The 25,020-nt window shown below is 57.7% G+C and carries 27 protein-coding genes; 13 read left to right on the forward strand and 14 right to left on the reverse strand.

Annotation, left to right across the window (positions count from 1 at the left end):
* Window positions 1–221 precede the first annotated feature (221 nt).
* The 7 genes from ACR0NE_RS10725 to upp all read left to right on the forward strand — a co-directional run bounded on the left by ACR0NE_RS10725 (window position 222) and on the right by upp (window position 6,348).
* The gene (locus ACR0NE_RS10725) at window positions 222–653 is read left to right on the forward strand and encodes a hypothetical protein (protein ID WP_170594804.1); all 432 of its coding nucleotides are present in this window, start codon (window positions 222–224) and stop codon (window positions 651–653) included.
* Window positions 616–1,719: a cupin domain-containing protein gene (locus tag ACR0NE_RS10730; protein ID WP_170594806.1), complete on the forward strand. Its 1,104-nt coding sequence runs from the start codon at window positions 616–618 to the stop codon at window positions 1,717–1,719. Before ACR0NE_RS10725 ends, ACR0NE_RS10730 begins: the two co-directional genes overlap by 38 nt.
* Window positions 1,720–1,823: 104 nt before the next feature.
* Entirely contained in the window at window positions 1,824–2,216 is a 393-nt protein-coding gene (locus ACR0NE_RS10735) for a cytidine deaminase (protein WP_170391936.1), read from the forward strand.
* A 4-nt stretch (window positions 2,217–2,220) separates the two neighbouring features.
* The gene (locus ACR0NE_RS10740) at window positions 2,221–3,528 is read left to right on the forward strand and encodes a thymidine phosphorylase (protein ID WP_170595304.1); all 1,308 of its coding nucleotides are present in this window, start codon (window positions 2,221–2,223) and stop codon (window positions 3,526–3,528) included.
* Window positions 3,525–4,736, forward strand: a complete 1,212-nt coding sequence (locus tag ACR0NE_RS10745; protein WP_170594808.1) for a phosphopentomutase — start codon at window positions 3,525–3,527, stop codon at window positions 4,734–4,736. Before ACR0NE_RS10740 ends, ACR0NE_RS10745 begins: the two co-directional genes overlap by 4 nt.
* Complete coding sequence (locus ACR0NE_RS10750) at window positions 4,733–5,719, forward strand: adenosine deaminase (RefSeq protein WP_170594810.1); 987 nt, start codon at window positions 4,733–4,735, stop codon at window positions 5,717–5,719. Before ACR0NE_RS10745 ends, ACR0NE_RS10750 begins: the two co-directional genes overlap by 4 nt.
* Complete coding sequence (gene upp / locus ACR0NE_RS10755; protein ID WP_170391930.1) at window positions 5,716–6,348, forward strand: uracil phosphoribosyltransferase; 633 nt, start codon at window positions 5,716–5,718, stop codon at window positions 6,346–6,348. Before ACR0NE_RS10750 ends, upp begins: the two co-directional genes overlap by 4 nt.
* 3 nt (window positions 6,349–6,351) lie before the next feature.
* Here the strand turns inward: upp and ACR0NE_RS10760 are convergent, their stop codons facing one another.
* Window positions 6,352–7,365, reverse strand: coding sequence for a hypothetical protein (locus ACR0NE_RS10760; RefSeq protein WP_170594812.1), 1,014 nt, complete (start codon window positions 7,363–7,365; stop codon window positions 6,352–6,354).
* Window positions 7,366–7,512: 147 nt separating this feature from the next.
* Here ACR0NE_RS10760 and ACR0NE_RS10765 point away from each other — a divergent pair, with 147 nt between their 5' ends.
* Together ACR0NE_RS10765 and ACR0NE_RS10770 are read left to right on the forward strand one after the other, a co-directional pair.
* Complete coding sequence (locus tag ACR0NE_RS10765) at window positions 7,513–8,451, forward strand: DMT family transporter (protein ID WP_170594814.1); 939 nt, start codon at window positions 7,513–7,515, stop codon at window positions 8,449–8,451.
* A gap of 209 nt (window positions 8,452–8,660) precedes the next feature.
* Entirely contained in the window at window positions 8,661–9,437 is a 777-nt protein-coding gene (locus tag ACR0NE_RS10770) for a Hint domain-containing protein (protein ID WP_480439192.1), read from the forward strand.
* A gap of 53 nt (window positions 9,438–9,490) precedes the next feature.
* Here ACR0NE_RS10770 and ACR0NE_RS10775 read toward each other — a convergent pair whose 3' ends face one another.
* The 8 genes from ACR0NE_RS10775 to ACR0NE_RS10810 form a co-directional block, all read right to left on the reverse strand.
* The gene (locus tag ACR0NE_RS10775; RefSeq protein ID WP_170594816.1) at window positions 9,491–11,692 is read right to left on the reverse strand and encodes a 3-hydroxyacyl-CoA dehydrogenase NAD-binding domain-containing protein; all 2,202 of its coding nucleotides are present in this window, start codon (window positions 11,690–11,692) and stop codon (window positions 9,491–9,493) included.
* Window positions 11,685–12,173: a cupin domain-containing protein gene (locus ACR0NE_RS10780; RefSeq protein ID WP_170594818.1), complete on the reverse strand. Its 489-nt coding sequence runs from the start codon at window positions 12,171–12,173 to the stop codon at window positions 11,685–11,687. The genes ACR0NE_RS10775 and ACR0NE_RS10780 overlap by 8 nt, the downstream gene beginning before the upstream one ends.
* Window positions 12,173–13,384 carry an acetyl-CoA C-acetyltransferase gene (locus tag ACR0NE_RS10785; protein WP_170420896.1) on the reverse strand — a complete coding sequence of 404 codons (1,212 nt, stop codon included), beginning with the start codon at window positions 13,382–13,384 and terminating at the stop codon, window positions 12,173–12,175. Before ACR0NE_RS10785 ends, ACR0NE_RS10780 begins: the two co-directional genes overlap by 1 nt.
* A 12-nt stretch (window positions 13,385–13,396) precedes the next feature.
* Complete coding sequence (locus ACR0NE_RS10790; RefSeq protein ID WP_170420898.1) at window positions 13,397–14,035, reverse strand: glutathione S-transferase; 639 nt, start codon at window positions 14,033–14,035, stop codon at window positions 13,397–13,399.
* A gap of 31 nt (window positions 14,036–14,066) precedes the next feature.
* On the reverse strand, window positions 14,067–14,279 hold the full coding sequence (locus ACR0NE_RS10795; RefSeq protein WP_170391916.1) for a hypothetical protein: 213 nt from the start codon (window positions 14,277–14,279) through the stop codon (window positions 14,067–14,069).
* Window positions 14,280–14,332: 53 nt separating this feature from the next.
* Complete coding sequence (locus tag ACR0NE_RS10800; protein WP_170594821.1) at window positions 14,333–16,114, reverse strand: acyl-CoA dehydrogenase C-terminal domain-containing protein; 1,782 nt, start codon at window positions 16,112–16,114, stop codon at window positions 14,333–14,335.
* A gap of 38 nt (window positions 16,115–16,152) precedes the next feature.
* Window positions 16,153–16,554 carry a MerR family transcriptional regulator gene (locus tag ACR0NE_RS10805; RefSeq protein ID WP_039536426.1) on the reverse strand — a complete coding sequence of 134 codons (402 nt, stop codon included), beginning with the start codon at window positions 16,552–16,554 and terminating at the stop codon, window positions 16,153–16,155.
* A 172-nt stretch (window positions 16,555–16,726) separates the two neighbouring features.
* Window positions 16,727–17,095: a MerR family transcriptional regulator gene (locus ACR0NE_RS10810; RefSeq protein ID WP_170391912.1), complete on the reverse strand. Its 369-nt coding sequence runs from the start codon at window positions 17,093–17,095 to the stop codon at window positions 16,727–16,729.
* Window positions 17,096–17,212: 117 nt separating this feature from the next.
* Here ACR0NE_RS10810 and ACR0NE_RS10815 point away from each other — a divergent pair, with 117 nt between their 5' ends.
* From ACR0NE_RS10815 to ACR0NE_RS10825, 3 genes are read left to right on the forward strand one after another with little or no spacing between them, the layout of a single operon-like run.
* Window positions 17,213–17,632: a PaaI family thioesterase gene (locus ACR0NE_RS10815; RefSeq protein ID WP_010438901.1), complete on the forward strand. Its 420-nt coding sequence runs from the start codon at window positions 17,213–17,215 to the stop codon at window positions 17,630–17,632.
* A gap of 1 nt (window position 17,633) precedes the next feature.
* Entirely contained in the window at window positions 17,634–18,152 is a 519-nt protein-coding gene (locus ACR0NE_RS10820; protein WP_170594824.1) for a PaaI family thioesterase, read from the forward strand.
* 2 nt (window positions 18,153–18,154) lie between these two features.
* On the forward strand, window positions 18,155–19,471 hold the full coding sequence (locus ACR0NE_RS10825; RefSeq protein WP_170594827.1) for an MATE family efflux transporter: 1,317 nt from the start codon (window positions 18,155–18,157) through the stop codon (window positions 19,469–19,471).
* Here the strand turns inward: ACR0NE_RS10825 and arsC are convergent.
* From arsC to ACR0NE_RS10845, 4 genes are read right to left on the reverse strand one after another with little or no spacing between them, the layout of a single operon-like run.
* Window positions 19,468–19,809 (reverse strand): arsenate reductase (glutaredoxin), encoded by a 342-nt coding sequence (gene arsC, locus ACR0NE_RS10830; RefSeq protein WP_170594830.1) that lies wholly within the window; start codon window positions 19,807–19,809, stop codon window positions 19,468–19,470. The two genes, ACR0NE_RS10825 and arsC, sit on opposite strands and share 4 nt — an antisense overlap.
* The gene (locus ACR0NE_RS10835) at window positions 19,806–20,864 is read right to left on the reverse strand and encodes a quinone-dependent dihydroorotate dehydrogenase (protein WP_170594833.1); all 1,059 of its coding nucleotides are present in this window, start codon (window positions 20,862–20,864) and stop codon (window positions 19,806–19,808) included. The genes arsC and ACR0NE_RS10835 overlap by 4 nt, the downstream gene beginning before the upstream one ends.
* Complete coding sequence (locus tag ACR0NE_RS10840; protein ID WP_170594836.1) at window positions 20,861–21,292, reverse strand: DUF1330 domain-containing protein; 432 nt, start codon at window positions 21,290–21,292, stop codon at window positions 20,861–20,863. The genes ACR0NE_RS10835 and ACR0NE_RS10840 overlap by 4 nt, the downstream gene beginning before the upstream one ends.
* Window positions 21,289–21,627, reverse strand: coding sequence for a DUF952 domain-containing protein (locus ACR0NE_RS10845; protein ID WP_170563662.1), 339 nt, complete (start codon window positions 21,625–21,627; stop codon window positions 21,289–21,291). Before ACR0NE_RS10845 ends, ACR0NE_RS10840 begins: the two co-directional genes overlap by 4 nt.
* 108 nt (window positions 21,628–21,735) lie before the next feature.
* Between ACR0NE_RS10845 and ACR0NE_RS10850 the strand changes: the two genes are divergently transcribed.
* Entirely contained in the window at window positions 21,736–23,313 is a 1,578-nt protein-coding gene (locus tag ACR0NE_RS10850) for a bifunctional metallophosphatase/5'-nucleotidase (RefSeq protein WP_170594839.1), read from the forward strand.
* Window positions 23,314–23,365: 52 nt separating this feature from the next.
* On the opposite strand, the gene ACR0NE_RS10855 is transcribed toward ACR0NE_RS10850, so the two are convergent.
* On the reverse strand, window positions 23,366–25,018 hold the full coding sequence (locus tag ACR0NE_RS10855) for a tetratricopeptide repeat-containing sulfotransferase family protein (RefSeq protein WP_170594843.1): 1,653 nt from the start codon (window positions 25,016–25,018) through the stop codon (window positions 23,366–23,368).
* Window positions 25,019–25,020: the final 2 nt, after the last annotated feature.

The following is a 25,020-nucleotide window of genomic DNA, read 5'->3' on the forward strand; positions in this document are numbered from 1 at the left end:
TCAGGATTGGTGCCAATCGGAATGTCTTCTTTGTTGTGCTTGTTTCGGCGGTTTCATTTCTTTTTGTGGTTATGATTTGGCCCGAAGCGGCTGCGGCTTTCATCCAGGAAGGTGGGTTGATTGAGACGATATCGGCCTCTGCGTTACTGGCTGCCGGTTTGGTCGCGTTGGTACGCTTCCGAGTCATCTCGCGGCTTTACATCGCGGTGGTCTGCCTGCTGTTGGCCGAGCGCGAATTGGAGGCGGAGGTGTACACAGAAGGCAGCGCGCCTTTCGTGGTGCTAAACTGGGTTGATTTATTGCTTGATGTGACTGCAGTAAGGATCGTTTTGGCTGCGATCGTCATTGGTGGTTTGCTCTGGCATGGGATACCGAACGGAATTAAGGCACTGAAGATCCGCGCGCCTTTTTTGATGATTTTTTTCCTGGCTGGAAGTGTTGCGGTGCTGGCTCAGCTTCTTGAGGAAATCAGCGGATTGTTCGAAGAATACCTTTCGGTTGCGATGGCTGCACGTTTGTTCGTGATGGAAGAAACGCTGGAGATGTACTTTTCGATTGGCATTTTGGCTGCTGTTCTGATCGGATGGCCAAAACCAAAATCCGAAGAGAAACAGAATGACCAGCAATACCGGCGACTCCCTCACGCGCGCTGAAATCCGACTGCCGACGCAGGAACTGCGCAACGATATCCCGTTTTATACCAAGGTACTGGGGATGCGGATGGATATGATCTATCCGGCAGATGACCCTCGGGTTGCCGTGTTCTCTGGTCACGGTCTGCGCTTGCGGGTCGAGAAAGATGCAGCTGAAGCGGCGGGAACGTTGCGCATTCTGACATCCGATCCAGATGGTTTTGCAGAAGGTCAACGAAGTCTTGTAGCCCCAAACGGCACCCGGATCGAGATTGACGAGTTGAACCCGCCGCTGGTCATGCCGGATACGGTCCACTCTTTTGTTGTCCGTAGGCTCAAGGATCAGGCGCCGTGGATCATTGGACGGGCAGGGATGCACTATCGCGATCTCGTGCCGGACCGGCTGGGCGGATCGATTATCGCCAGCCATATACGTATCCCAGATGGTGGTCCTGTGCCCGATATGGTGCATTTCCACAAAGTCGGATTTCAGCTGATCTTCTGCATCCACGGCTGGGTCGATGTGGTCTACGAAGATCAGGGCGACAAGATGCGCCTGACGGCAGGCGATTGCTTTATTCAGCCGCCTGAAATCCGCCACCGCGTGCTGGAAGCGTCAGACAACGTTCAGGTGATCGAGATTGGTGTCCCAGCCGAGCATGTCACGGAGATTGATCATGAGATGGAACTGCCCACACCGCATTTCCGCCCGGATCGGGAATGGGATGGGCAGCGGTTCGTTTACAATCAGGCGAACGGGGCAGAATGGGTGCCATTCCGTTTGCCCGGTTACATCTGTCGTGACACGACGATTGCCGAGAATACCAAAGGCGTGGCGGGCGTTCAGGTCGTGCGCCGGGGCGAGGGTAACCCTCAATGGGCCAGCCACGACACCGACATACACTTTACCTTCGTGATGACCGGCGAGGTGACTCTTGAGGGTGAAGGGCGCGAGCTCTATCGGTTGGAACAAGGCGATGCCTTCGTCATCCCGCCGGGAATGCGAACACGGCTGTCAGACCCCTCGCAGGATGTGGAACTGCTTGAGGTGACTTTACCGGGGACCTTCAATACGACGTTGGGTTAGGTCCAAGAAGAAGTGGATAATGGCGTCAAGGGGGCTTCAATTCCCCCGTCGCTTTCCAGTAGGGTATGATATTCTGACCAGATGATCAAAAATTGGGATTCGCCATGTCTTTGAAAGATGCAGCTTTGGCCGTTCGGGAAAATGCCCACGCGCCTTATTCGAATTTCAAGGTCGGGGCGGCGATCCGGTCCAGTTCAGGTGTGATCTATTTTGGCTGCAATGTCGAAAATATTGCTTACCCCGAAGGTACGTGCGCCGAGGCCGGGGCAATCGCGGCAATGGTCGCCGCTGGTGAAAAAGAACTGACCGAGGTCTACGTGGTCGCCAGCAGCCCGCAGCCGGTGCCCCCATGTGGTGGATGCCGTCAGAAACTGGCCGAATTCGGAAACGGGGATGTGGTCGTTACAATGGCGACGGTTGATGGTCTGGAAACCAAAACCACGATTGCCGATCTATTGCCCGGTGCGTTCGACGCGTCGCATATGGAGGATGTCTGACTTCATGGATGCGCGCTCGATCATCGCCAAACTTCGCTGTCAGGAAGTACCAACTGGCGGCGAACTAATGTGGTTCGCGCAAGGCCTGGCCGATGGTGGCGTCAGTGACGCGCAGGCCGGGGCCTTTGCGATGGCTGTCTGTATGGGCGGTCTGGGGGCCAATGGGCGGGCTGATCTGACTGTTGCCATGCGCGACAGCGGCGAGGTGCTGACGTGGGATTTGGACGGGCCGGTGGTCGACAAGCATTCGACCGGTGGGGTCGGCGATTGCGTCAGCCTGCTGCTTGCCCCGGCTTTGGCGGAATGCGGGGCGTATGTGCCGATGATCTCGGGGCGTGGTCTGGGCCATACCGGGGGCACTCTGGACAAGCTCGAGGCCATACCGGGAGTGACCACTCAGATCGGGCAGGCGCGACTGACGCAAGTGCTGAAAGACACCGGGGCAGCCATCGTGGGGGCAACGGGCCAGATCGCCCCTGCGGACAAGCGGCTGTATGCGGTGCGCGATGTGACGGCGACGGTGGAGAGCCTTGACCTGATTACGGCATCAATCCTGTCCAAGAAGCTGGCGGCTAGCCCGGATGCGTTGGTTCTGGACGTTAAGGTGGGCAGCGGCGCGTTCATGAAGACACTCGATGAGGCACGCAATTTGGCGCAGGCCTTGACCGAAACGGCTAATGCCGCTGGTTGCCGGACTTCCGCCGTGATCACCGACATGAGTCAGCCCCTTGCGTCCGCGCTGGGCAACGCGCTGGAGGTGGCTGAGGTGATGAAGGCGCTAACCAGCGGGCAGGGATCGCCTTTGGCGGAAATCTCGGCCGAGTTGGGGGGCGTTCTCATGGCGGATGCCGGTATGTGCGCTACGGCAGAGGAAGGAAACGCCAGTATAGCCCAAGTGATCCGCGATGGTCGTGCAGCCGAACGGTTCGGACGCATGATGGCTGCCGTGGGTGGACCGGTGCATTTCGTTGACACATGGGATCGGTTTTTGCCGGAGGCCAATGTGATCCGGGAAGTTCATGCTCCGCATGGCGGATATGTCTCGTCTATTGATGGCGAGGCGCTGGGCCTCGCAGTCGTGGCCCTAGGCGGTGGGCGCCAGATCGAGAGCGATGAGATTGATCCGGCGGTTGGCTTGTCGGGCATTCTGAGGGTCGGAGATAAGGTGACCAAAGGCGCTCCTTTGGCGGTTGTTCATGCGGGGCGGGAAGATGCGGCGCAAAGGGCTGCGGCGGTGGTACTGGATGCTATTTCGCTGAGTGACGAACCGGTCGCGCAACCGCCGCAAATCCACGAAAGGATCTGCGCATGAGCCGCGCTTTCCTTGTGGTAATGGACTCGGTTGGTATCGGCGGCGCGCCGGATGCCGCTCAGTTTTACAACGGCACCAAACCCGATACAGGCGCGAATACAGTGGCCCACATAGCACAAGCTTGTGCCGAGGGGCGCGCGGAAGAAGGGCGGAGCGGACCGTTGCAACTGCCCAACCTGGATGCCATGGGGCTGGGGGCGGCGACCCGTCTGGCCTCGGGCGCACCGACGCCGGGCCTTGAGGCCGCGCCGACGGGCTTGTGGGGTTGCGCACGTGAATATTCTCCGGGAAAGGATACGCCATCAGGGCATTGGGAACTGGCGGGTTTACCTGTGCCATGGGACTGGCGTTATTTCCCGGATCGCCAGCCAGCGTTTCCCGAAACGCTAAGCAAGGCTGCCGCCGAGGCAGCGGGGACCGACGGAATATTAGGCGACTGCCATGCCTCGGGGACGACGATTATCTCGGAACTGGGGGCCGAGCATATACGTACCGGCTGGCCGATCTGCTACACGTCTGCCGATAGCGTATTCCAGATTGCCGCGCATGAAGACAGCTTTGGGCTCGACCGACTGCTGGATATGTGCCGCTCACTGGCGCCTCGATTGCACGAGTTGAAAGTGGGCCGCGTTATCGCCCGACCGTTTGTCGGAACGCCCGAAAAGGGGTTCACCCGGACAACCAACCGCAAGGATTTTGCCATCGTTCCGCCAGAACCCGTTCTGACGAATTGGGCACAGGATGCCGGTCGCCGTGTGCATGCGGTGGGCAAGATTGGCGATATATTTTCAATGCAGGGGATCGACACGCTGCGAAAGGGTTCGGACGAAGAGTTGATGCGTCACCTTTCGGACCTCGTTGATGAGGCGGAAGAGGGCAGCCTGACCTTTGCAAACTTTGTCGAGTTCGACAGCCTGTATGGCCATCGGCGCGATATCAGCGGCTATGCCCGTGCGCTGGAATGGTTCGATCGTGAAATTGGCGCGATCCTACAAAAACTGCGCCCCGGTGATCTGTTGCTATTGACCGCAGACCACGGCAACGACCCCAGTTGGAGCGGCACTGACCACACCCGCGAACAAGTGCCCGTGCTGATCGCCGGACAGGGGGCGGGTGAGATTGGTGCAGTGAACTTTGCCGATATCGCCGCCAGTATCGCGCACCACCTGAACATACCGGCGCAAGGGCCGGGAAGGACTTTTCTATGACAGTCGCTGACCTGCCTAAGATCGAATTACATTTGCACCATGAAGGCGCCGCTCCGCCTAGCTTCATACGCCAACTGGCCCATGAGAAACGAGTGGACCTGAGCGGGATATTCAAACCCGACGGCTCTTATGATTTCCGCGACTTTGCCCATTTCCTTAGCGTTTATGAGGCTGCGTGCGAGGTGCTGAAAACGCCTGAAGATTTCCGCCGCCTGACGCTGGCCATTCTGGAAGATAGCGCCGCGAATGGTGTGGTGTATTCCGAAACATTCCTTAGCCCGGATTTCTGCGGCGGTGGCGATTTGCATGCATGGAAGGATTACCTGACTGCGATTCAGGACGCCGCAGACGAGGCCGAGCGCAAATTCGGGATCACCCTGCGTGGTGTCATCACTTGCGTGCGCCATTTTGGACCCGAGCAAGCCAAGGCCAGCGCCCATTGTGCGGCTGAAACTGCAGGTGACTGGATTACCGGATTTGGTATGGGCGGCGACGAATCCGTCGGAACGCAGGGCGATTTCAAATTGGCCTTTGACTGCGCGCGCGAGGCTGGGTTGCGATTGACGACCCATGCCGGTGAATTTGGCGGTCCAGAGAGTGTTCGGGATGCCGTCCGTGATCTGGGGGTCGAGCGCGTAGGCCATGGCGTCCGCGCCATCGAAGACCCGGATCTTGTGTACGAGTTAGTTGACCGGGGCATAACGCTTGAGGTCTGCCCGGGTTCAAACGTGGTACTGGGCCTGTTTCCTGATTTTGCCGCCCATCCCATCGCGAAATTGCGTGATGCAGGCGTCAACGTCACGGTATCCACTGACGATCCGCCGTTTTTTCATACCACGATGCGGCGCGAATATGAGATGCTGAATGCAGCGTTCGGCTGGCAAGCCGAAGATTTTGCTGCCCTGAATGAAACAGCCCTGAACGCGGCCTTTTGCGATGAAGAGACCCGCGCGCGGGTCAAGAAAAGACTGGAGACATCATGAGCGATCACCTGACCGTCGTCGACCACCCATTGGTGCAGCACAAATTGACGCTCATGCGGGACAAAGGCACCTCAACCGCTGTGTTCCGGCAGTTGCTGCGCGAGATCACGCTTTTGCTGGCTTATGAGGTCACCCGCGAGATGCCGCTGACCACCCGCCATATCGAAACCCCGATGGAAGAAATGGACGCTCCCATTCTGGCGGGCAAGAAATTGGCGCTGGTATCGATCCTGCGGGCCGGAAACGGGATGTTGGACGGCGTGCTGGAGCTGATCCCCTCTGCCCGAGTGGGGTTCGTGGGGCTTTATCGGGATGAAGAGACGCTGAAGCCGGTCCAATACTATTTCAAAGCTCCCGAGGGTTTGACGGACCGTTTGGTCATTGCTGTTGATCCGATGCTGGCAACCGGCAACAGCTCGGCTGCGGCCATTGATTTGCTGAAAGAGCAGGGGGCGAAAGATATCCGCTTTCTGTGCCTGCTGGCTGCCCCCGAGGGCGTCGCGCGCATGAAAGAGGCGCACCCGGATGTCAAAATCGTCACGGCCGCGCTGGATCGTGAGCTGAACTCAAAGGGTTACATTATGCCTGGACTAGGTGACGCTGGCGACCGGATGTTCGGGACCAAATAGGTGCTATTGCCCACAGATATTCTGTAGCCGGACCCAATCGCGGTCGGGCAGTACCTGTTCCAAAGTACGACCCGCCATCGGATCGGCTTCTATCAATCCAAGAACGGACTCGCCTGTGATATCAAGCGCATAGGCGTATGGGGTCGAGGGCAGGGCGGTCTGTGCAAAAACCGCGAGCAGTACGTCATCGCTTAGCTGCGGCTGCGGACCGGATAGAACCTGCTCGGTGTAGGTGTCCACGATCTCGGGCGTCAATTCGCCGGTGGTCAGCAACCGAAATGCGGCACTCGGGCCTGTACGGTCCAACAGATCGTCCAGCGGTTCCTGCTGAGTTGCCCGCGCGCGTGCGGCTATGATGTATCCGGCGGCAACGGCTGGGTCTTCGTGATCTTCGACCAGTGTCCGGTTTAGCAGTACGGTTCCACCCGGCAGGCTCAGGCTGTCAGGCAGACCTGCTGGTAGGATCACGATTTGGCGGACACCGGTGCGGCGCGCCAGCTGATCCAGCGACGCTTGCGCATCAGGCGAAGAGCAAGCCTTGCCTGATACCCTTTCGATCCGCTGCAGGATTGCATCGCCGATTTCTTGTTGCTTGACCTCTGGCACTACCGAAACAACATGGCGCTGCAGTGCGCTGGGTAGCCAAAACAAAAGCACTGCCAAGACCGCCAGAACAACCCCTGCAACGCTGAGCCAACGCAGCCGTCCGGGATGTGGTCTGGCACGGTCGATGGCGCGCTGCAGCCGGTCAATTGCTTCGATCATTGTGGTTTCAGATTCTGCAAGCTCCAGTGTTTCGCCGGGATCGCCGTCGGGATTGAATATTGCAGGGTAGGTTCCGGGGTTTTGTCGCTCTAGCGCCGCCAGCGACCAATGGGTCAGCGCGCTGTCATTGAAGTCAGAAATCGTCAGAGTGGCTTCACCAATCGATACGACTACTTCGCGCCGTTGCTCATCGGGCGAGGGACGCCACAGACCGGTGGCTTCGATCCGCTGGTACTGTTTGAGTGCGGTCATCGGGTAATGCTGCTCGAATATTATTTTGCGCCAAGCTTAGCATGGCGAAAACCAGCGGCGCAAACCTGTTGCGCAGTGTTTGTGAAATGTGCTGAGTGTGCCGGGCAAGTTTCGGCCAGAACGGGCTGATTAAGGGCAGAGGCGCGGATGCAGTCACAACAACAAACCCATTCAATCATGGCGTCGTTGCTGATGGTTGCGGCCATGTCTATTATCGGCGTGATCGACAATTTCGTGATCCGCGTGGCCGAGAGCGTGGGGCTTTGGCAGTTTCACCTAAGTCGCGCCTTACTGATGCTGCCGCTGATCGCGGTATTGTCGATATTGGGTTTGGGCACCTTGAGACCCCGGCGGATTGGTGTCGTCGCGGTGCGCAGCGTGTTGATCACCTTGGCAATGCTTTTCTATTTCAGCGCGCTGGCATTGATGCCCATCGCTCAGGCGCTTGCCGGGTTATTCACATCGCCGATATTCGTGCTGTTGATTTCGGCCCTTTTGTTGAAGCAGCGCATAGGTCCCTGGCGGATCGTGGCTGTTTTATTGGGGTTTTCGGGAATTCTGTGCGTATTGCAGCCGGACCCGACATCATTTGACGTAAAGACGCTACTGCCAGTCGCTGGTGGCTTCTTTTACGCACTCAGCGCTGTTGTAACGCGCACCCACTGTTCCGACGAAAGCACTGTTGCGCTGCTGGCGGCGATGGTTGTCACACTGGGGCTTGCGGGGGCGATCGGACTGATCTGGCTTGCCCTGTTTCCGGTTGGCGTGCCAGTCGGGCCGGATGGCTTCGCGATGCGCGGTTGGGTTTGGCCGATGCAAGACGCGTTGCCTTGGGTAGTGGTTCAGGCCGTGGGCTCAACAATTGCCGTTTTTATGCTGATCAAAGCCTATCAACTGGGTGAGCCATCATATGTCGCAGTCTTTGAATACTCGGTCATGATATTTGGCCCGCTCTTTGCCTGGGTGGCGTTTGGGCAGTCCGTCGGGCAGATGCAAATTATCGGTATTGGCATGATCGCCTCTGCCGGAGTGCTGCTTGGGTGGCGGGAGCGGCGGATATCCTCGCTACAGCAGGCGGCGCAGTAAGAACGGAATAGAATCGGCTTGTATCCGTCATAGTATCGTTTCGAGATGCATATCAAAGCCCGTTCGGAATACTGATTTGTTTATTCAAAACCAGTAAATTGCGGCGAAACTGGCCTAATTTGGCCTCAAATGTGGCAAAACTAAGTCCAATTGAGGCACAACTCTAAGACCTTCTGAGTTGTTTGAAGGTGCCAACAGGGGGACGGCACGTGTTAGAGTTAGTGAGTGTTTCGGGGTATTCGAAACGTGAAGTTAAAGGCCGACAGGCCTTTGTGGGACAGGCCGCATCAGCGCGTCGTGGGGGATTGCTGCACGGAACCAAAGTGTCCACAACAGGGGGCTGGAAACGGGTCGAAAGACTGGTTGCAGGTGATCTGGTGCGGACACGGGACCATGGATTCAAAGAACTGAGGCGCGTTTGCGTCGACCGCATTGTTGTGGCTGGAGACGAGCGTCGGCCCGAGCATCTGCCGATCCTTGTGCCATCCCGAGCAGCTTATAATGGGCGCCCAGTCTGGCTGATGCCGGAACAGGGTATGGCATTGGATCAAGGCAAGCTTGGTGTTGGAATCGAGGGGGTCTCGATCATTCCAGCTCGAATGCTCAGCGGGGTGGGGCGTCTTGAATCCAGCACGCCTGCGCAGTCATTCGATGTCACGTCATTATTCTTTGACGAGGATGAGCTGGTTTTTATCGAGGGCGGATTTCAGGCTTATTGCCCGTCCGGTCGCATGAATACCGGGTCAAGTCGAAACCCTGAGGCCTATGAAGTCGCGGATGCTGAACACGCCGATCTTCTGATCGAGGCCGTGACCGGCAAAGGGAACCTTTCGGCTTTGACCAACCCGTTGGCCGCGTTACCTGCACCCATTCCGCAAGAACCGATTTTCCCGATTCGGCCTGCGTTGGGCGTACGTCGACCCGGGCGACCGGGGCGGCCCAATATGCCTGCGCTGTTCTTGCGGCCTGAATGGCAGCTGCAATAGTACGTGTATAAGAATAAAGCAGGCGCATGGGTTCATGCGCCTGCTTTGTCTGTTCAGGCGGCCTGTGCTTCGGGGTTGAAGCGGCCATAGAAGCTCTGACCTTTTTCCGCCATCTCACGCAGCAGCGGCGGGCAGGTAAAGCGCTCACCATAGGCTTCGGTAAGTTGATCGCAGCGTTCGGCGGCGTAGGGCGTACCAATGATGTCCAACCAGCTGAGCGGGCCACCGGACCACGGGGCAAAGCCCCAGCCAAGGATCGCACCCACGTCGCCCTCGCGGATATCTTCCAGAACACCTTCTTCCAGCGCACGGACGGCTTCCAGAACCTGCGCGAACATCAGACGTTCCTGCACTTCGATCAGGTCGGGCTGGTTTGCGGCATGTGGGTATTTGTCCTGCAGGCCCTTCCAATACTCGACGCGTTTGCCTTTGTCGTCATAGTCGAAGAATCCTGCATTGGCCTTGCGACCCAGACGACCTTGTTCTTCCATCCAAAAGATCAGATCATCGCCCGGATTTTCCGGGTAAGCGTTGCCCATAGCTGCCTTAGTAGCGCGGGCGATCTTGGCCCCCAGGTCAATCGAGGTTTCGTCGTTCAGCTGAATGGGTCCTACGGGGAAGCCCAACTGACGCGCCGCATTGTCGATCAGAACAGGGCTGACGCCTTCGGTGATCATCCGCAGACCTTCGTTGATGTAAGGAATAATGCAGCGGTTGGCGTAGAAGAAGCGCGCGTCATTGACCACGATCGGTGTCTTGCGGATTTGGCGCACATAGTCCAGCGCCTTGGCGACAGCACGATCACCGGTTTCCTTGCCTTTGATGATTTCGACCAGGAACATCTTCTCGACCGGTGAGAAGAAGTGGATGCCAATGAATTGCTCGGGCCGTACGCTTGCCCTGGCCAGATCTGTGATCGGTAGGGTCGAGGTGTTCGACGCAAAGATGCAATCCTCGGGGATGATCGCCTCAACCTTCTTGGTCATTTCAGCCTTGACGCCGGGGTCTTCGAACACCGCTTCGATGATCAGGTCGCAGCCTTTCAGGTGCTCCAGATCGGGCGTGGCGGTGATACGGGCCAGCAGGGCCTCTTTTTTCTCAGCCGTCGCTTTCCCGCGTTTGATCCCCTTATCCATATAGTTTGCGCTATAGGCCTTGCCCTTGTCGGCGGCCTCCTGATCGCGGTCGATCAGCACAACCTCCATCCCGGCCTGTGCCGAGACTAACGCGATACCGGCACCCATCATACCCGCGCCCAGAACGCCGACTTTCTTGACCCGCTGATCGGGTACATCCTTGGGTCGCACTGCGCCTTTCTCCAGCGCCTCCTTGTTCAGAAATAGCGACCGGATCATCGCTGACGAAGACGGGTTCATGAGCACGTTGGTGAACCAGCGCGCCTCAATCTTCAAGGCGGTGTCAAAGTCAACCAGCGCGCCTTCATAGATCGAACTCAGTAGAGCCTTGGCTGCCGGGAAGGCACCTTGGGTCTTGCCGTTCACCATGGCGCTTGCGCCCACGAAGGTCATGAAACCGGCGGGGTGGTAGGGAGCGCCGCCGGGCATCTTGTAGCCCTTGGCATCCCACGGCTTTACCAGATCAGCTTCCTTGGCGTTCAGTACCCATTCCTTGGCCGCCGCAACCGGATCATCCGCCACCGCGTCGATCAGTTGTGCGCCTTTGGCCTTCTTCGGGTCCATCATCTTGCCTTCAAGCAAGACGGGTGCCGCCGCCATTGCGCCGACCATACGGCTGTAGCGCATGGTGCCGCCTCCACCGGGGAAGATACCCAGCAGAATCTCAGGCAGGCCGATCTTGGATTTCGGATTGCTGGTCATCACACGGTGATGACAGGCCAATGCGATCTCGGTCCCGATCCCTGCGCAGGTGCCGTTGATGGCACAGGCGACCGGCTTGCCGCCTTTTTTGGACTTGGGGTCCATGCCTGCCAGTTCCAGCCGACGCAGGATGTTATGGCCACTCATGACGAAATCGAACAGTGCCTGCGCGGGTTCGTCGCCGGCCTCCTGTCGGATCGTGGCGAGCGTGCTCAAGTCCATGCCGCCTGCAAACGACCCTTCTTTGCCACTGGTGATAACGATGCCCTTGATCTCATCATCCGCCAGCGCCTGATCGATCAGATCACCGACCAGAGTGAAGGCCTCGCGCGACAGGACGTTCATGGATTTGCCGGGAACGTCCCAGGTGATGAAGGCGACGCCATCGGCGTCTTTGCTGAGGGTGAAATCAGTCATTGTCATCTCCAATCTGGTCAGCCGTCAGCGGGCTGCCATCCTTGCGAGTGAAAGAGAATCCGTTCTCATCATCTTTCACCATCATGTCTATATCGCTGTAATAGCCGGTCTCTGTCGGGGTCCGGGTGCCCACCACCAGAAAGGTTGCGGGCGCGTCGGTTTTGTTCACAAGGTGATGGCCATTGGTCTCACCTGCAGGCCAAGCGGCGCAGTCACCGGGCAGCATCTCATGCTCGCCATCATCATCGATCAGCATGCATTTGCCGCTGAGCATGATGGCAAACTCGTCCTGCTCCATGTGGTAATGGCGCAGCGAGGATAGCCCCGAGGGCTCCAAACGTACGATGTTGACCCCGTATTGGGTCAGCCCGCCTGCATCTCCGACGCGCTGGACAAAACGACCCGCGGTGGCCTCGGCTAACTTGCCGGGATAAGATGAACCGCCTTTGAACGGTATCTGAGAAAGATCCAGTTTGGGCATCAGACGCGCTCGATAATTGTTGCCGCACCCATACCGGATGCGATGCAGAGCGTGGCCAGACCGGTTTCCTTGTCCTGACGCTCCAGCTCGTCCAGCAGCGTACCGATAATCATCGCGCCGGTTGCACCCAGCGGGTGACCCATCGCGATCGAGCCGCCGTTGACGTTAACCAGCGCCGGATCAACATCAAACGCCTGCTGGAACCGAAGCACGACCGAGGCGAAGGCTTCGTTGACTTCGAAAAGGTCCAGATCACCGATTTTCATTCCGTTGTCGGCCAGAATTTTCTCAGTCACCGGAACCGGACCGGTCAGCATTATGGTCGGATCAGTGCCGATCTTGGCAGTTGCCTTGATGCGCGCGCGCGGCTTAAGGCCGTATTTCTCGCCGAACTCCTTATTGCCGATCAGCACAGCGGCCGCACCGTCCACGATGCCCGAGCTGTTGCCCGCGTGGTGTATGTGGTTGATCCGCTCAAGATGCGGGTATTTGATCATCGCCACCTTGTCGAAGCCCGGCATCTGCTCACCCATCATTGCGAAAGACGGGTTCAGCGCGCCAAGCGACTGCATGTCTGTGCCGGGACGCATGTACTCGTCGCGGTCCAGAATGGTCAGACCGTTCTGATCTTTGATGGTGATCACCGACTTTTCAAACCGATTGTCTTCCCAAGCCGCTGCTGCGCGTTTTTGGGATTCAACGGCCAGAGCATCGGCATCATCGCGGCTGAACCCATATTCAGTTGCGATTATGTCAGCCGAGATACCTTGCGGCACAAAATAGGTTTCCATCGCCAACGACGGGTCAACGGCAATCGCCGCACCATCGCTGCCCATGGCCACCCGGCCCATCATCTCGACACCGCCTGCGATATAGGCTTCACCCGCGCCGCCTTTGACCTGGTTTGCCGCCAAGTTCACAGCTTCCATGCCCGAGGCGCAGAAACGGTTGATCGCCAGACCGGGGATCGATTCATCTAGATCCGAAGCCAGAACTGCCGAGCGCGCCAGACAGCCGCCTTGCTCCATCACCTGCGTGACGTTGCCCCAGATCACGTCTTCCACGGCGTGACCTTCCAGATTATTGCGCTCTTTCATTGCGTTCAGGGTCAGGGCGGACAGGCGCACCGAGGTTACCTCGTGCAGGCTGCCATCCTTGCGGCCCTTGCCGCGCGGAGTGCGCAGGGCGTCATAGATATAGGCTTCGGTCATGGGGTCTTCTCCTTAAGCTCGATCCGACGGGTTGCCGGGCATCAGGTCGTAGGGGTGTTTCCAACCGGGCTGTTCGCTAAGGCGCGTCAGCCAGGCATCGATGTTGGGCCAGTCGGCGCGATCAAAGCCAAATGGTTCGGGATAATAGAGGTAGCCGCAGCAGCTGATATCAGCATTGGTCACGCCGTCACCAACGATCCAGTCGCGGCCTTCAAGATGGGCGTTCAGTGTCTGATAAGCAGCCTTGAGGCGACCCTGATTGAACGCGATCACATCCGGGTTGCGGTGCTTTTCGGGCAGGAAGTTAATCAGGAAACGGGTCAGCCCAGCCATTGAGCTAAGCTTGTGATTGTCCCACAGAACCCATCTGAAAATCTCGTAGTTCTCATCCCGATCCTTGCCGCCGAATTTGCCGGACTTCTCGGTGACATAGGCCTGAATTGCCCCAGACTGACTGGTGCGAAAATCGCCATCGACCAGTACGGGTGCTTCGCCCATTTCGTTCACTTCGGCCCGGAATTCAGGGGTGCGCGTTGCGCCGTTGAAAAAGTCGACAAAGACCGCTTCCCACTCCAGACCTGACATCTCAAGCGCCAGAGCGGCTTTGTAGCTGTTGCCGCTTTCACCGAAGCAATGCAGTTTGATGGTCATTTGAGCGCCCCTCCCAAGGCGTATTGCGCGTTCAGCGCTTTCTTGCGTCCAGCTCGGAGTTGAAGATGCGCAATCTGTGCGTCAGGTTCTCGTGATCAATCACGCTATTGAAATTCTCGAACAGGAACGACAAAGCCTCACCTTCATCCAATCCCGCCTCTCGCGCGAAACCGCGGAGTTTGCGATAGCCATCCTCGGTCATGGCGACGGGAAAGCGGCGGGTCAGGCGAAAGCGTTTTGGCATCTTGTCTCCTCCAAGGGTGGGTTCGGGCTACGACGCCCGAGCCCACACTGAAATCAGAAGTTCGCTGCGTCCAGCGCCATTACCGTGTCCGCCCCGGTTTGGATGCGCGCCAAATGCATGGCTGTCGCGGACAAGCGACGGGCCATGTAGAAGCGACCGGTATTGATCTTGGTCTCGTAGAACTCTTTGTCCGAGGCGCCACCATCCAGCGCTTCGCGAGCGGCTTTCGCCATCTGAGCCCACATCAGGCCCAGGCAAACATGACCAAACATGTGCATGAAGTCATACGAACCGGACAGCGCGTTGTTAGGGTTCTTCATGCCTTCCTGCATGAAATACATGCCAGCGGCCTGCAGGTCCTTAGACGCAGCCTTCAGCGGTTCGATGAACGCTTTGTCATAAGCTTCATCCTTGCCGGCATTTTCCTTGCAGAAGGTTTTAACCATCTCAAAGAACGCCATGACATGCTTGCCGCCATCCTGCGCCAGCTTCCGGCCAACAAGATCCAATGCCTGAACGCCGTTTGCGCCTTCGTAGATCATCGCGATGCGGGCGTCGCGGGTGTATTGCGACATGCCCCATTCTTCGATGTAGCCATGGCCGCCATAGACCTGCTGCGCCTGAACGGTCATGTCGTAACCTTCATCCGTCAGGAAGCCCTTGATGACCGGTGTCAGCAGCGAGATCAGCCCGTCGGCATCCTTGTCACCCGAGCGGTGCGCCTTGTCGATCATGGTCGCGCCCCACAGGATGAACGCACGTGCGCCCTCGGTGAAGCTTTTCTGATCCATCAGGTTGCGACGGATGTCAGGGTGCACGATCAGCGGATCGGCCGGGCCATCCGGGTTCTTCACACCTGTTACGTCGCGGCCCTGCAGGCGGTCTTTGGCGTATTCGACGGCGTTTTGATACGCTGCCTCGGCCTGAGACAGGCCTTGCATGCCCACACCCAGACGCGCTTCGTTCATCATCGTGAACATGGCGCGCATGCCTTTGTGTTCGTCGCCCAGCAGCCAGCCGGTGGCCTCGTCATAGTTCATGACGCAGGTCGAATTGCCGTGGATGCCCATCTTTTCTTCGATCTTGCCGACCGAGACACCGTTACGTTCGCCCAGCGAACCGTCTTCGTTCACGATGAATTTGGGGACGATGAATAGCGATACGCCCTTGATGCCCTCGGGGCCGCCAGGGATTTTGGCCAGCACCAGATGGATGATGTTGTCAGCCATGTCGTGATCGCCAGCCGAGATAAAGATCTTCTGGCCGGAAATCTTGTAGCTGCCGTCGCCCTGAGGTTCCGCCTTGGTGCGCATCAGGCCCAGATCGGTACCGCAATGCGGTTCGGTCAGGTTCATGGTGCCTGTCCATTCGCAACTGACCATGTTGGGCAGGTACGTGTTCTTTTGCTCATCCGAACCATGCGCGAGGATTGCCGAGGCTGCGCCGTGGGTCAGGCCCTGATACATCACAAACGCTTGGTTCGCGCCCGAGAACATCTCGCCTACCGCAGTACCCATCACATAAGGCATGTTCTGGCCGCCATACTCTCCCGGCATGTCGAGGCCAGTCCAGCCGCCTTCTTTCATCTGCTCGAAGGCATCTTTGAAACCTGTTGGGGTGTACACAATCCCGTTTTCCAACCGGCACCCTTCGATGTCCCCAACCACGTTCAGCGGGTGCAACACATTGGTGGCAACTTTGCCCGCTTCTTCCAGAACCGCGCCGGTAAACTCGGCCTCCAGTTCATCATAGCCGGGGATATCCGACTGCGAGACTTTCAGAACATCGTGCAGGATGAACTGCGTATCTTTGGTTGGCGCGTTATAGACGGGCATGTGAAGCTCCCTTAATTCATATGTCCGAAAGGCCGGGCTTATTCGGCGGCCTTCTTTTCCTGTTTCATCGAGGCGATAACCTTTTCGCCCCAGCGCAACTGCTCTTTCAGTTCGTCAATGGCCTGCGTCAGCTCTTCGCGGCGCGATTCCATGTCAGCAAGGCGCTCGCACGCGATTTCATAAGTGCGGGACATCTGGGTCAGCTGCTGGTCACCCACGTGGTACAGGTCCAGAAGCTGGCGGATCTCTTCGAGGCTGAAGCCAAAGCGCTTGCCGCGCAGGATCAGTTTCAGGCGTGCACGATCCCGTTTGGTGAACAAGCGCTTTTGGCCCTCGCGGATCGGAAACAAAAGCTCTTTGGCCTCGTAGAACCGCAATGTGCGGGGCGTGACATCATATGTCTCGCACATTTCACGGATGGTCAGCAGATCTTCGGTCATGGTTCAAACTCTCATCACTGGCGTCATGCAATCTGAGTTGCGCAGTCGATGAGCGTTTTACAACACACAAGTGACGTTTACGTAATGCGGACGCTGCGTCACAAAATAGTTGACGTAACATCCAGTCGCGTAAGCGGGGGTTTCGGCAATTTTCTTGCCGTAGGGGAAGGAGCTATTTCAGCAGGCCGACGGTCTGATCGCGCAATTGCTGAAGCGCATCCATTGCTTCATCCAACTGCGCGCGCTGCTGGCGCAGCTCTTCCATTTGACGATCGGCCATCTCGATAAAGGTCGCCATTTGCGCCTGATTGCCCTGATCTTCGTAGATCAGCAGCCACTGGCGAATCTCTTCCAAAGGAAATCCAAACTTTCGACCACGCATGATCAGTTTCATCCGGGCGCATTCACGAGGCCCGTAAAACCGCGACCTGCCTTCACGGTCAGGCTGCAGCAATTCGATGTATTCGTAATAGCGCAGGGTGCGTGGGGTCACGTCGAACTCGGCGCACATTTCTTTGAATGACAAACGGGTGTCGGACATTCCGGGTCTCCTTGGCAGCAACCTAGGGCGTCGTTGCGGCAAGCGCAACAGGTGGGCTTGCCCTTGGTGTAAACGCAGGCCCATAAAGGGGCAGGTACAAGGACAGGACCCAACCCCATGGTCGATAAGACAGTTTTAGCGCGCCAGTTCATCGAGGCGATTCCGCACGCCAAGGCCTTGGGGCTTGATCTGACCCACATCGGAGAGGGCGAGGCTGAAATCTCGATGCCCTATAACGAGCAACTGATCGGCGACCCTCGGACTGGCGTGATCCATGGCGGGGCTGTGTCGGCCATGCTGGATACCTGTTGCGGTGCCGCAGTGATGAGCCACCCCTCGGCCCCGGGAGGAACCGCCACCATCGATCTGCGTATTGATTACATGCGGGCCGCAACGCCGGGTCAAAGTATCCGGACCCGCGCGACCTGCTATCACATCACGCGCAACGTGGCTTTTGTGCGGGCGACGGCGACGGATGATGACAGCGACCGTCCCGTTGCCACCGCTTCAGGTGCCTTCACCGTGGAGGGTCGCTAAGATGGCAAGACCTCGCCCAGAACCTATGCAGGTGGTCAAGCAACGCCGTGATGCCGCATTGACCGCGCTGGTCGAAGGTGTGCCGTATATTCGGTTCCTTAATATAACATTCGACCGGCGGGGGGACGAACTGACAGGCGTTCTGAATTTCGATGAGAAGTTGATCGGTAATCCTTTTCTACCCGCTATCCACGGTGGGGTGACAGCAGCGTTTCTGGAAGTCACTGCCGTAATCACGCTGAGTTGGGAACATATGTTTCCCAGGATTGAATGCGGTGAGATCGGTGCGGAGGACATCCTGACTGACGTGAATATCCGCTTTCCCAAAACCATCGACTTCACGGTCGACTACCTGCGGTCTGGCCTGCCGCGAGACGCCTATGCGCGCGCTTTCATCAATCGCTCGGGTCGACGTTATGCCTCTGTCCGGGTCGAAGCCTGGCAAGACAATCACGCCAAACTCTTTGCGCAAGGTACGGGGCACTTCCTGATGCCGCAATCTCCGACATCGAAAGACTAAGGATGGAGGACGCCTCAGCGCCCATTACCCATCGGCGCGTTTTGAAAATCGCGTTGCCGATCGTGCTGTCGAACGCGACCGTACCGATCCTCGGGGCAGTGGATACCGGCGTTGTCGGTCAGATGGGGCAGGCCGCCCCTATCGGGGCTGTGGGTATGGGTGCGGTCATTCTGTCTGCGATCTACTGGATATTCGGCTTTCTGCGGATGGGCACTACCGGGCTGGCGGCACAGGCGCGCGGTGCAGGTGACACTGCAGAAACCGGAGCGTTGCTCATGCGAGGCTTGCTGCTGGGCGGAACAGCAGGATTGGTTTTCATTGCCGCGCAGGTTTGGGTATTCCTTGGAGCTTTTGCACTGTCGCCCGCCAGCGCCGAAGTCGAGTCTCTGACGCGCGCCTATCTGGAGATTCGCATCTGGGGCGCTCCGGCCACGATTGCCCTTTATGCGGTGACTGGCTGGCTGATCGCAGTCGAACGCACGCGAGGTGTATTCATCCTGCAGATATGGATGAATGGGCTGAATATAGCGCTGGATCTATGGTTTGTGCTTGGCCTGGGCTGGGGTGTCGAGGGCGTTGCCATCGCGACATTGATCGCCGAGTGGACGGGTCTTGCCCTGGGTTTGTGGCTTTGTGGCGATGCGTTTGGCGGCAAGCAGTGGCGGGATTGGCCGCGTATTTTTGATGCCGCACGGCTGCGCCGGATGATGCAGGTGAATGGCGATATCATGGTGCGCTCGGTTCTATTGACCGGGGCTTTCACCACGTTTTTGTTTGTCGGTTCCGATCTGGGCGACGTGAATTTGGCGGCCAATCAGGTGTTATTGCAGTTTCTCGAAATCACCGCGTTCGCTTTGGACGGATTTGCTTTCTCGGCAGAAGCTCTTGTTGGAGGAGCCGTCGGTGCTCGCGACCGCCGGAAGGTCCGGCGCGCGTCGGTCATGGCTTCGCAATGGGGCGTTGGCGGGGCCATCGGGCTTGGGCTGGTGTTTTACCTGGCAGGGCCCGCGCTGATCGATCTGATGTCGACATCGCCTGATGTTCGGGCGACGGCACGCGAGTATCTGCTCTGGGCTGCTCTGGCACCGATCATCGGAGTGGCAAGCTGGATGTTCGACGGTATCTATATCGGCGCCACCTGGACCCGCGATATGCGCAACGCGATGATCCAGTCAGTCGCGCTGTACGTGGTTGCGTTGTTCGTGCTGGTGCCAACGATGGGCAATCATGGGCTTTGGGCCGCGCTGATGGTGTTGAACATCGCACGGGGCCTTACGCTTGGTTGGCGCTATCCGCGACTTGAGGCAGAGATCGCCTAAAGCAAGTCCAGCAGGTTCTCGGGCGGGCGTCCGATAGCGGCTTTGTCGCCCGAGATGGCCAGCGGACGCTCGATCAGGATCGGGTGTTCGGCCATGGCCTGAACAAGCTCCTCATCGGGCGAGGTCTTGGCCAGACCAAGCTCTTTGAACGTTTTCTCTCCGGTGCGCATCATGCTGATCGCCGGGATATTCAGCTGGGCCAGAACCGTCCGGATTTCATCGGCCGAGGGCGCGTCTTCGAGGTATTTGCGCACCTCAGGATCTGCGCCGTTTTCCTGCAGCAACGCCAACCCCGCGCGGGATTTGGAACAGCGCGGATTGTGCCAATATTCGATCATAGCCAGTCCTCTCGTTTGCTGCCCACCGCTTGCGCGACCGAATCGAAGCCGTCGCGCTCCAGCAGCGTGTCCAACCCCTGTGCAATGTCAGCGGCCAGGGAAATCCCGCCATAGACCATCGCCGTGTAGAACTGCACTGCGGACGCTCCGGCACAGATCTTGGCATAGGCCTGTTCTGCCGTGCTGATGCCGCCAACCCCGATCAGCGGGATATCTGCGCCGGTCAACTGACTAAGCTGCGCCAGCACCCGCGTCGATTTCTCGAATAACGGCGCGCCGGACAGGCCTCCGGCCTGATCCTTGTGCGCACTGCGCAGGCCATCGCGAGACAGTGTGGTGTTGGTGGCGATCACCGCGTCCACACCGGTTTCACGGGCGACATCGGCGATGTCCTGCAATTCGGCCTCGGTCAGGTCCGGGGCAATTTTCAGGAAGATCGGGATTGGGCGGGGCAGGGCGTTTCGGGTTTCGATCACACCGCTCAGCAACGCAGTTAGCGCCGCTTTGCCCTGCAGATCCCGCAGCTTTTCGGTATTGGGCGAGGATACGTTGACGGTGGCAAAGTCCAAGTGCGCAGCGCAATGGGCAAGCACTTTTGCGAAGTCTCCGGGCCGATCATCACTGTCTTTGTTGGCCCCAAGGTTCAAACCGATCACCGCGTCCTTTGGACGCTGCGCCAGACGCGCGGCCATGACCTCCATTCCCTCGTTGTTGAAGCCAAAGCGGTTGATGGCGGCGCGATCTTCGGTCAGGCGGAACAAGCGCGGTTTAGGATTGCCGGGCTGCGGACGGGGTGTCACCGCCCCGACTTCGATAAACCCGAACCCGGCGCGTGAAAGCGGCAACAGTGCTTCGCCATTTTTGTCAAACCCTGCGGCCAGTCCGACGGGGTTGGGCAAATCCAGACCCGCGACTCGGGTCTTCAGTCGGTCCGATGTGACCGGCCCAGGCGTCGGTGCAAGCCCCGAGGTCAGGGCCTTGATCGAAAGCCCATGCGCGGTTTCCGGGTCAAGACGGTGCAGCGCAGCGAGTCCAAGTTTTTCGGTCAGTTTCATCCGAAGGAATCTCCACCCTCTGTCGGCGCGCAGCGGATCAGGCACGAGGTTTCAACGGCGGCCTGCCGGTGTATCACCGCGGCGCGATAGGCAGGGTCGGTCACCATCTCAAGAAATGCGTGGGCGGTGGGGTAGCGGGCGATGAACACAGCATCCCAAGCCTCATTTTGTGGACCGATCAGCATAGTCTGAAATGCGCCGCGCCAAAGGATCGACGCTCCTATGCGGGCGACGATAGGCGCGGTTTCAGACCCGTATTTGCCATAGGCCTGTGCGCCGGTCAGATGTGCGCCGGCCAGTGCGTGATCGGACGGATACTGAGCTGTTTCGCGAAACTTCACCAGATTGAGCATCTCGATAGGATGGTCTCGATCGAGGGCCTTAAACGCCTCGAACTGTTCGCGTTCGGGATCGATGAAGCGTGTCATTCCATCTCCTGCGGGAACTGGTGCGCCTGACCGTCAAAGGGCAGATCGCGCGACCAGACCACATCCGACATTTGAATCTGGCGGTAGAGATGGGGGAACAATGCGCCACCACGCGAAACCTCCCATTTCAGATCATCGCCCATTGCTTGGCTATCACAGGCCAAGAGGGTTAGGCCCTCGACCCCGGCAAAATGCTTGGCAGCGGTTTCAGCGGCCTGTTCTGCGGTTGAGAAATGAACATATCCATCCGAAACATCAATCGGTGCACCATCCGAAGCCCCTTGTGCTTGCAGGTTTGCCCATTCATCGGCGCGGAAGATCTTGTAAATCAGCATGAAGTCCTGATGCCCCGCACGACGGGTAGAATCAAGCCGGATTTCCCCCTTTGACTCTTCGCCACGCAACGCGCACCATCGCGCAAAACAATCATAGGGAGTTTCACGATGTTCACCCGTTTTCTGGCTTCGGCTGCGGTATTGGCACTCAGCGCCGGTATGGCGGCTGCCGAATACAAGCTTACGATTCTGCATACAAACGATTTCCACTCGCGCTTTGAACCGATCAACAAGTACGACAGCGCCTGTGGCGACGAAGACAATGCCGAAGGCAAGTGCTTTGGTGGATCGGCGCGCCTTGTGACGGCAGTCGAAGAGGCCCGCGGACGGGCCGATAACTCGATCCTCGTTGATGGGGGCGACCAGTTCCAGGGCTCGCTGTTCTATACCTACTACAAGGGTAAGGTTGCGGCTGAGTTCATGAACAAGCTGGGCTATGACGCCATGACTGTGGGCAACCATGAATTCGACGATGGCCCTGAGGTGCTGCGCGGCTTCATCGACTCGGTCGATTTCCCGGTGCTGATGTCCAACGCCGATTATGCGGATGAGGAACTGCTGACCGACAAGATCAAGAAATCGGCTGTGATCGAAGTGGGCGGCGAAAAGATCGGTCTGATCGGACTGACGCCGGAAGACACGCACGATATCGCGTCACCCGGTCCAAACATCACCTTCTCTGATCCAGTTCCTGCCGTTCAGGCTGAGGTCGACAAGCTGACCGGCGAAGGTGTGAACAAGATCATCGTTCTCAGCCACTCAGGCTATGTCGTCGATCAGCGCGTGGCGCAGGAGACCACGGGCGTTGACGTGATCGTGGGTGGGCATTCGAACACATACCTTTCAAACACATCCGACAAGGCCGCCGGACCGTACCCTACCGTCGTAAACGGGGTGCAGATCGTTCAGGCCTATGCCTATGGCAAGTTTCTGGGTGAATTGAATGTGACATTCGATGATGACGGAAATGTTGTATCCGCAGAGGGTGAGCCGCTGATCATGGACAATGCGGTGACCGAGGATCAGGCCGCGCTGGACCGCATCGCCGAGCTGGCCGTTCCGCTGGATGAAATTCGCAACAAGGTTGTCGCGGAAGCTTCAGCTTCGATTGAAGGCGACCGGTCCGTTTGTCGCGTGCAGGAATGTGAAATGGGCAATCTTGTTGCGGATGCCATGCTGGCGCGGGTTGCCGATCAGGGCGCCCAGATTGCGATTGCGAACTCGGGTGGGCTGCGCGCCTCGATCGATCCGGGTGAGGTGACCATGGGTGAGGTGCTGACAGTTCTGCCGTTCCAGAACACGCTCTCGACCTTCGAGATCAGCGGTCAGGGCGTGATTGATGCTCTTGAAAACGGGGTGAGCCAAGTTGAAGAGGTCAAAGGCCGCTTCCCTCAGGTGGCAGGAATGACATTTACCTGGGATCCATCGGTTGCCCCGAATGAGGGCCGGATTGTTGAGGTCATGGTCGCCAAGGATGGCGGTTTCGAAGCTATTGATCCAGCTGCGACATATCTGGTGGTGACAAACAACTATGTCCGCAATGGCGGCGATGGTTACTCTGTGTTCTCAGGTGATGACAAGAACGCCTATGATTTCGGGCCTGATCTGGCGGATGTTACGGCGGAATATCTAGCCGAGAACGCCCCGTATCAGCCTTATCTGGACGGGCGCATCAAACAGAAGTGATGTGACCGGAGAAGCAAAAAAAAGGCCGTCTCTCGGGGTGGCCTTTTTTTGGTCAATCGAACCTGTATTCGGGCCACAACGCCTGATCCAGCCCATCCAACATCGGCTGAATTTGATCCGCAACCTCTTGCCAGCCACCAATTGACCCGGTTGAGATTTTCTTGCGCACCTGATCGGTGCTGGCGGTGCGGACTTTCCGGGTATTTTTCTCAGGGGTCATCATCCGCTCATCCCAGTCGATTCCGCAGAAGGCGGCGACTTGCTGGATACAGGTTTTGGGGTCGACTACCAGGTCCTCATATCGAACCGTCAGAATACGATCACCGAACAGCTTTTCCCAATGAGAAAGATAGCACCGGTACAGGTTGGCCGAGTGGGCAATCGATTCAAGATTGGATGCATAGCGCATACCCGGTGAGTGAAAACGCCTGATCCATTTTGATAGCCCCACATCCCTTGGATCGCGCAACATGTTGATCACGCGGGCATTCGGGAACGCTGACATTATGAAGCCGAGCCGCTGATAGTTATGTGGCATCTTGTCAACGAATGCAGTCGAACTTTCGGGTAAGGGTGGCATCAGCCTGCGAAACTCTGCTGCACATTCAGCAGCTGCGTCTGCGTCAAATGGTTTGCCGCTCTCTCTGACCTTCTGGGCTAATTCACCTGCAATCGTCAGCTCTCCGCAGCCGGCGATATCCGGTGCCGAACTAAGCATCATTTCCATCAGTGTTGTGCCTGATCGTGGCTGTCCGACCACGAATATCGGCTTGGGCCCATCGCCTACGCCTGCAGTCGCAGGGGGTACATTCAGGGGAAAAAACGTGCTGATTTCTTTGAACCGTTTCTCTTCTTGCGTACTGTCATAGGGATTCACGTTGTGTTGAATGGCATTGGCCCGCGCAAAGTGGGGGAGCGCCGAGAACAGCCCATCACGTTTGGAGATCAAGTGCGCCTTTGCGAATTCAAGCACCGAGTTGGCGTGATCACTTTCTGAAATTGCGGTGTCGACAGCACGCGCAAGGCTCTCGGCATGGTCATTGTCCACCATTAGAGACATTTGGTAGAGCGCCGCCGCGCAAAACTTGTTTCTCTCAAGTACAGCGCGTAAAATGGTTTTTGAGCCCTCTTTGTCGCCCGATTGATACAAGTCTACGGCTTTTGACAATGCGATTTTTTCATTTTCAGGTGCGATCCCATAAGCGCGGGCAATGTCCTGAGAGCTGTGATCGGAGAATCCGACCTCTCCGTAGGCGCGGGCCCGCAACCAAAGCAAATCTGCATTGTCAGGGTCTTTTTCCAGTTTGTTCGTCGTATGGTCGATGATCAGGCGCCAATTCTGTCCCTTGAGCTGAATTTCATCAATGACGCGGACCAGTTCTTTGTTATTCGGGAAGCGTTCAAGTTTCTGCTCGGCATAGGATAGCGCACGCGGAATTTGACCTGTCTGCATTAACGCGTTGGCGAGGTTTTCGACAAATTGAGCATCGTCCGGTTTCATTCGCGATGCTTCAGCGAAGTGTGGAATGGATTGCTTGTACCGCTTCATCTCGGTCAGGACAAAGCCTGCGATTGCTTGGTAATCGGCATCCTTGGGGTGTTTCTTGATGCCAAGCTGCGCTTTTTTCAAAGCCTGCGGCAACTTCCCTGTCTCCAGATCGGCCAATGCTTTGCTCTTGAGGGAATTTGCGGTCTGCTGTGCCATTT

The organism is Ruegeria sp. C9, from assembly GCF_056537585.1.

Excerpts from the sequence above, each read along its gene's own strand:
- ACR0NE_RS10730 (WP_170594806.1), top strand. The coding sequence starts at position 616 with ATGACCAGCAATACCGGCGACTCCCTCACGCGCGCTGAAATCCGACTG.
- ACR0NE_RS10735 (WP_170391936.1), top strand. The coding sequence starts at position 1,824 with ATGTCTTTGAAAGATGCAGCTTTGGCCGTTCGGGAAAATGCCCACGCG.
- ACR0NE_RS10740 (WP_170595304.1), top strand. The coding sequence starts at position 2,221 with ATGGATGCGCGCTCGATCATCGCCAAACTTCGCTGTCAGGAAGTACCA.
- ACR0NE_RS10745 (WP_170594808.1), top strand. The coding sequence starts at position 3,525 with ATGAGCCGCGCTTTCCTTGTGGTAATGGACTCGGTTGGTATCGGCGGC.
- ACR0NE_RS10750 (WP_170594810.1), top strand. The coding sequence starts at position 4,733 with ATGACAGTCGCTGACCTGCCTAAGATCGAATTACATTTGCACCATGAA.
- upp (WP_170391930.1), top strand. The coding sequence starts at position 5,716 with ATGAGCGATCACCTGACCGTCGTCGACCACCCATTGGTGCAGCACAAA.
- ACR0NE_RS10760 (WP_170594812.1), bottom strand. The coding sequence starts at position 7,365 with ATGACCGCACTCAAACAGTACCAGCGGATCGAAGCCACCGGTCTGTGG.
- ACR0NE_RS10765 (WP_170594814.1), top strand. The coding sequence starts at position 7,513 with ATGCAGTCACAACAACAAACCCATTCAATCATGGCGTCGTTGCTGATG.
- ACR0NE_RS10775 (WP_170594816.1), bottom strand. The coding sequence starts at position 11,692 with ATGACTGATTTCACCCTCAGCAAAGACGCCGATGGCGTCGCCTTCATC.
- ACR0NE_RS10780 (WP_170594818.1), bottom strand. The coding sequence starts at position 12,173 with ATGCCCAAACTGGATCTTTCTCAGATACCGTTCAAAGGCGGTTCATCT.
- ACR0NE_RS10785 (WP_170420896.1), bottom strand. The coding sequence starts at position 13,384 with ATGACCGAAGCCTATATCTATGACGCCCTGCGCACTCCGCGCGGCAAG.
- ACR0NE_RS10790 (WP_170420898.1), bottom strand. The coding sequence starts at position 14,035 with ATGACCATCAAACTGCATTGCTTCGGTGAAAGCGGCAACAGCTACAAA.
- ACR0NE_RS10795 (WP_170391916.1), bottom strand. The coding sequence starts at position 14,279 with ATGCCAAAACGCTTTCGCCTGACCCGCCGCTTTCCCGTCGCCATGACC.
- ACR0NE_RS10800 (WP_170594821.1), bottom strand. The coding sequence starts at position 16,114 with ATGCCCGTCTATAACGCGCCAACCAAAGATACGCAGTTCATCCTGCAC.
- ACR0NE_RS10805 (WP_039536426.1), bottom strand. The coding sequence starts at position 16,554 with ATGACCGAAGATCTGCTGACCATCCGTGAAATGTGCGAGACATATGAT.
- ACR0NE_RS10810 (WP_170391912.1), bottom strand. The coding sequence starts at position 17,095 with ATGTCCGACACCCGTTTGTCATTCAAAGAAATGTGCGCCGAGTTCGAC.
- ACR0NE_RS10815 (WP_010438901.1), top strand. The coding sequence starts at position 17,213 with ATGGTCGATAAGACAGTTTTAGCGCGCCAGTTCATCGAGGCGATTCCG.
- ACR0NE_RS10820 (WP_170594824.1), top strand. The coding sequence starts at position 17,634 with ATGGCAAGACCTCGCCCAGAACCTATGCAGGTGGTCAAGCAACGCCGT.
- ACR0NE_RS10825 (WP_170594827.1), top strand. The coding sequence starts at position 18,155 with ATGGAGGACGCCTCAGCGCCCATTACCCATCGGCGCGTTTTGAAAATC.
- arsC (WP_170594830.1), bottom strand. The coding sequence starts at position 19,809 with ATGATCGAATATTGGCACAATCCGCGCTGTTCCAAATCCCGCGCGGGG.
- ACR0NE_RS10835 (WP_170594833.1), bottom strand. The coding sequence starts at position 20,864 with ATGAAACTGACCGAAAAACTTGGACTCGCTGCGCTGCACCGTCTTGAC.
- ACR0NE_RS10840 (WP_170594836.1), bottom strand. The coding sequence starts at position 21,292 with ATGACACGCTTCATCGATCCCGAACGCGAACAGTTCGAGGCGTTTAAG.
- ACR0NE_RS10845 (WP_170563662.1), bottom strand. The coding sequence starts at position 21,627 with ATGCTGATTTACAAGATCTTCCGCGCCGATGAATGGGCAAACCTGCAA.
- ACR0NE_RS10850 (WP_170594839.1), top strand. The coding sequence starts at position 21,736 with ATGTTCACCCGTTTTCTGGCTTCGGCTGCGGTATTGGCACTCAGCGCC.
- ACR0NE_RS10855 (WP_170594843.1), bottom strand. The coding sequence starts at position 25,018 with ATGGCACAGCAGACCGCAAATTCCCTCAAGAGCAAAGCATTGGCCGAT.